This window comes from Actinomycetospora sp., from assembly GCF_055612215.1.
Genome location: NZ_JBVPVA010000368.1, coordinates 1 through 5,334, shown reverse-complemented (window position 1 = coordinate 5,334; position 5,334 = coordinate 1). Strand labels below are relative to the sequence as shown.

At 76.1% G+C, this 5,334-nt stretch carries 4 protein-coding genes; 1 reads left to right on the top strand and 3 read right to left on the bottom strand.

What is annotated here, in order from left to right:
• From AC0CYZ_RS10515 to AC0CYZ_RS10505, 3 genes are all read right to left on the bottom strand, one after another.
• Positions 1 to 2,035 (bottom strand): 4-alpha-glucanotransferase (locus AC0CYZ_RS10515; RefSeq protein ID WP_472214986.1); only part of this gene is annotated, 2,035 nt, incomplete at its 3' end.
• A gap of 76 nt (positions 2,036 to 2,111) precedes the next feature.
• Entirely contained in the window at positions 2,112 to 2,504 is a 393-nt protein-coding gene (locus AC0CYZ_RS10510) for a hypothetical protein (protein ID WP_472214984.1), read from the bottom strand.
• A gap of 85 nt (positions 2,505 to 2,589) precedes the next feature.
• Positions 2,590 to 4,290 (bottom strand): RecQ family ATP-dependent DNA helicase, encoded by a 1,701-nt coding sequence (locus AC0CYZ_RS10505; protein WP_472214982.1) that lies wholly within the window; start codon positions 4,288 to 4,290, stop codon positions 2,590 to 2,592.
• A 97-nt stretch (positions 4,291 to 4,387) separates the two neighbouring features.
• On the opposite strand from AC0CYZ_RS10505, the gene AC0CYZ_RS10500 reads away from it, so the two are divergent.
• On the top strand, positions 4,388 to 5,334 hold a 947-nt coding region (locus tag AC0CYZ_RS10500; protein WP_472214979.1), incomplete at its 3' end, for a DNA topoisomerase IB.

Genomic DNA, 5,334 nt, shown 5'->3' with positions numbered 1-5,334 from the left:
CCTCGACCGACAGCGGCAGCGGGATCCGCCAGTTCGGGTAGGCGTCGGTGGTGCCGGGCAGGTTGGGCTGGCGCGGCTCGTCGAGCACGTCGGTGAACGCGGCCAGCACGATCCGCGACGACGCCCGCGCGAGCAGCGCGTGCATCGCGGCGACGACCCGCTCCTCGTCGGTGTCACCCTCGGCGAGCAGGCCCTGGGACACCAGCAGTGCCAGCAGCTCGGCGCGGTCCCGCGCGGCCTGCTCCCGGGCCTCGTCGGGGTCGGTGAGCAGCCCCGCGGCCTCCCGCGCCGCCACGTGCTCGTCGCGCAGGAACCCCACCGCGGTCGGCAGGTCGTGCGTCGAGATCGTGCCGAGGCTGGTCTCCGACCACTGCTGGGGCGGGAGGAGGTCACCCTCGTCATCGCGCTCGAACCAGAGCACCGCGCACCCGAGCATCCCGCGCTCCGCGAGCCCCTCGGTCACCTCGGGCTCGACGGTGCCGAGGTCCTCCCCGACGACGATCCCCCCGGCCCGCGTCGCCTCGATGGCCAGGACGGCGAGCATCGCGGCCGCGTCGTAGGACACGTACGTGCCCTCGGTGGCCGGACGCCCCGGCGGGATCCACCAGAGCCGCCACAGGCCGGCGACGTGGTCGATCCGCACGCCGTCGGCGTGGCGCAGCACCGCCGAGAGCATGTCGCGCAGCGGCGCGTACCCGGCCTCGGCGAGCCGGTCGGGGCGCCACGGCGGCAGTGACCAGTCCTGGCCCAGCTGGTTGAAGTCGTCCGGCGGGGCGCCCACGTGGACGCCCGGCGCGAGGAACGACTGCAGCGCCCAGGCGTCCGCGCCGTCCGGGGCGCACCCGACGGCGAGATCGGCGATCAGACCGACCGGCATGCCGAACGTGGCGGCGTGGGCGTCCGCGAGCTGCAGGTCGAGCAGGTACTGGCACCAGGCGTGGAAGACGATGCGGTCGGCGAGCTCGGCGCGCGCCTCCGGGACGCCGGGGGCCTCGGGAGAACGCAGGTCCTCGGGCCAGGTCCGCCACTCCGGCCCGTGCCGCTCGGCGAGCGCGAACCAGGTCGCGACGTCGCGCAGGGCCGGGTCCATGGCGGCCAGCGCGGCCTGGTGCTCGGCGGCCAGGGCCTCGTCGGTGGTGGGGTGCTCGACGTCGTCGGCGTCCGGGGGCGCGAGGAACCCGCCCGGGACCAGCGGGGCCTCCCGGTCCGCGAGGTCGGGCAGGGCCCCGACCGATCGGGCGAAGGGGCGCAGGAGCGCGAGGGCCGAGCGCTTGGCGCTCCACACCTCGTCGTAGTCGATGAGGCCGTCGTCGGGGACGTCCTGGAGCACCTCCGCGGTGCCGGGCCCCGGGGCCAGCCGGTCGACGGCGTGGCGGACGTGCGCGGGCGCGGCGCGGTAGGCCGGCGTGCCCTGCACCCGCAGCGAGACCGGGTGCAGGAAGCGCCGCGACGAGGGCGAGTAGGGGGACGACTCGACGGTCGGGTCGAGGCGCAGCGCGTGCAACGGGTTGGTCAGCACCGCGCCCGCGCCCTGGCCGGACGCCGCGGACAGCACGTCCCGCAGGTCGACCAGGTCACCGCAGCCCCACGACCCCTCCGAGTGCAGCGAGTAGACCTGCACCATCCAGCCCCACGTGCGCGGGACCTCGGGGAGCCGCGGCGGCGCCACCAGCACCGTGGCCTCGGCGTCGCCGCAGCGCAGGTGGTGGTAGCCGACGGGCAGGTCGGCGGTGGTGTCCGCGTCGAGCGAGGCGACCGACCGGACCGTGCCGTCCTCGAGGGTCAGCTCCCCGGGCGCGGGCAGCTCGAGATCGGTGGGGGCGACGATCGTCGGCGGCAGGCCGCCACGCGCGCGACGGGCGGCGAGGGCCTCCCGGACGGCGTCGGGGGACGAGGCGTCCACGTCGAGCGCCGCGAGCACGTCGACCAGGACGTCGGCGTCGACCGCGACGGTGCGGTCGCCGGCGTCGCGGTACTCGGTCGCGACCCCGTAGGCGGCGGCGAGCTCGGCGAGGTCGTCCTGGACGGCGGGCACCGGTGCTCCTCGGGGTCGTGCGGCGGGGGGACAGCGTCCCAAGGTGCCCAGCGACCCCGCCGCCGACGCGCCGAACTCAGCTGCGACGTGGGTGGGGGACGCGGACGAGCGGGCGGCGCGCGGCGACGAGCCGGTCGGCGACGTCCGAGGCGGACGTCCGGGGCCGGCGCACGGTCGCGAGCGCCTCGATCTGGGTGCGCGTCAGGCCGACCTGGCCCTCGAGCGTCGCGCCGACGGCCGACGTGGACCAGCCCCGCTCGAGCAGCAGGTGCACGAGGGCGAGGGCGGAGCCGCGCTCGCGACGGGCGCGGGAGACGAGGGAGGCGAGGTCGGCGGGGAGGTCGTGCACGACCTCGGCGTCGGGGACGTCGGGCACCGCGACGGCGTCGGTGACGTCGGGGATCTCGTTGGGGAGGGGGGCGGCGGAGACGGCGGTGTCGAGCCGGGGCGAGGTGGGATCGAGGAGCACGGTCACCTTCCGTACGGGTACACGAGAGCGAACTTCCATTAATACCAGGGTGTACACGCTGTGTGACAACGAAACACCGGGCCGGTCACACGGAGGTCAAGAGGCCGCGCTCCCGGACCACCGGCATCGACAACGTGCGATATCCCGCGTCGTCGAAGAGCACGACCACCGTGTCGCCCTCCACCGTCTGGACCACACCGCGTCCCCACTCCTCGTGGGCCACGGCCTCGCCCGGTGCCGGCTCCCCCTCAGACGTCCCGGACCGCTTCCCGGGGTCGCCGACGTCGCCGGAGTCACAGTGGTCGCAGTTCCCGCACGGCTCGATGCGGGACTCGCCGAGCACCTCGAGCAGCGTCCGCCGGCGGCAGCCCCGGCCCTCCGCGAAGCGGCGGACGAGCTCGACCTTGCTCCGCTGCCGCTCGCGGCTGCGGGCGACGAGACCGGCGGCGGACTCGGCGACGACGCTCGCCGGCTCCCGGTTCGCCCCGGGCGCCAGGCGCCGTCCCGGGATCTGGCGCACCGAGCCCCCGACGACGAGCGCCGGCACGGCCCGCGAGAGCGCCGCCTTCGACAGGCCCGCCGCGTCGGCGAGCTCGGCCTGCGCGACCCCGTCGTCGGGGTGCAGTCGGATCGCCTCGACAATGGTGCCGAGGGCGGCGGCCCGCGCGTCGCGCCCGGAGGCGAACAGCTTCGGGCGCGCGAGGTCCTGCGGCCGGTGGAGCAGCACCGCCCGCGCCGCCCCGCCGTCGCGGCCCGCGCGCCCGATCTCCTGGTGGTAGGCGTCGATGGAGGTGGGAACGTCGGCGTGCAGCACCCAGCGCACGTCGGGCTTGTCGATCCCCATCCCGAAGGCGCTGGTGGCGACGACGACGTCGAGCCCGCCGGTCATGAAGGCGTCCTGCACGCGCGCGCGCTCCGCCTTGCGCAGGCCGCCGTGGTAGGCCTGCGCCGGGGTGCCCGCCTCGCTCAGGCGCCGCGCCAGCAGGTCGGTGTGGCCGCGGGTGGTCACGTAGACGATGCCCGCCGGACCCGACTCCTCGCGCAGCCGCGCGACCTGGTCCACCACCTGGTCCCACTTCGCGTCCTCGTCGTGCACGAGGCGCACCGTGAGGTGGGTGTCCGGCCGGTCGACGTCCCGGACCACCACGCACGCGTCCGGCACGCCGAGCAGGTCGAGGATCTCCTCGCGGGCCGGCACCGACGCGGTGGCGGTCAGCCCCAGCACCCGCGGCGAGCCCAGCGCGCGGGCGGCGGGGGCGAGGGCGAGGTAGTCGGGGCGGAAGTCCGGGCCCCAGTCGGAGACGCAGTGCACCTCGTCGATCGCGAGCAGCGTGGGCCGCCCGGCCGCCAGCCCGGTGAGCACGTCGGGGCGCGCCAACTGCTCCGGGGAGGTCACCAGCACCTCGACCTCGCCCGCGGCGAACGCGGCGAGCACCGTGTCGCGGCGCCCGGCGTCGAGCTCGGAGTTGAGGGCCTCGGCGACGAGCCCGGCGTCGCGCAGGTGCGCGACCTGGTCGCGGTGCAGCGCGAGGGTGGGGGAGACGACCACCGTCCGGCCCCCGAGGACGGCGCCCGTGATGGCGTAGATCGCGGTCTTCCCCGCGGCCGGGGGCAGGACGGCGAGCGTGTCGGTGGTCAGCGCCGCGAGGATCGCGTCGCGCTGCCCGTCGCCGAGCTCCGCCCCCTCGCCGAGCACCCGGGCGGTGGCGGGTCCGACCGCGTCCGCGAGGTCGGCGGGCACGGGGCCGCAGGGGCCGTCGACGGCAGCACGTGAGTCGTCGGTCACGGCGCCGGGATGGGCACCGTCGATGCGTCCGAAACGGCTCCGTTCGCGCGCCACAACGCACGGTTGTGCACGTCGCGAACCCGGGTACGTCCGGGTGATGACGCTCCAGCGGGTGGACCCCCACGGCCCGGGGATCGGACGCCGCCGGCGCGGGCGCGGGTTCAGCTACCACGACCTGACGTCGGGCGATCCGGTGCGCGACCCGGAGGTGCTCGACCGCGTCGAGGCGCTGGTGATCCCGCCGGCGTGGCGCGACGTGTGGATCTCCCCGCTGGCCGACGGCCACATCCAGGCGGTCGGGACCGACGCGGCCGGCCGGCGGCAGTACCGCTACCACGAGGACTGGATCGCCCAGCGCGGCGCGGAGAAGTTCGAGCGGGTGGCCCGCCTCGGCGCGCTCATGCCCGACGCCCGCCGCGAGCTCTCCGAGCGCCTCGCCACCGACGGCCTCGGCCGGGACCGGGTGCTGGCGGGCGCGGTGTGGCTGCTGGACCTGGGCGCCTTCCGGGTCGGCGGCGAGGAGTACGCCGACCGCGACCGCCACAGCGAGGCCTCCTTCGGCCTGGCCACCCTGCGCCGCGACCACGCCGTCGCCCGCCGCGACGGGGCGGTCGAGTTCCACTACGTCGCCAAGGCCGGCGTCGAGCGCAGCATGACCATCCACGACGAGCAGACCCACCGGCTGGTCTCCTCGCTCAAGCGCCGCCGTGGCGGCGGGGACGACCTGCTCGCGTGGCGGCGGCGGTCGAGGGGAGAGACGACGTGGCACGACGTCACCGCCGACGACGTCAACGACGCCGTCCGCGAGCTCCTCGGCGAGGAGTTCACCGCGAAGGACCTGCGCACCTGGAACGCCGGGGTGGTGGCTGCGGTGGCCCTCGCGACCCAGGTCGGTGACGACGGCGCCCCGCCGACGGCGCAGCGCAAGCTCAAGGCGGCCGTGACGCACACGATGAAGACGGTGGCGGGCCAGCTCGGCAACACCCCGGCGGTGAGCAAGCGGTCCTACGTCGACCCGGTGCTCGTGTCGCACTTCGAGGCGGG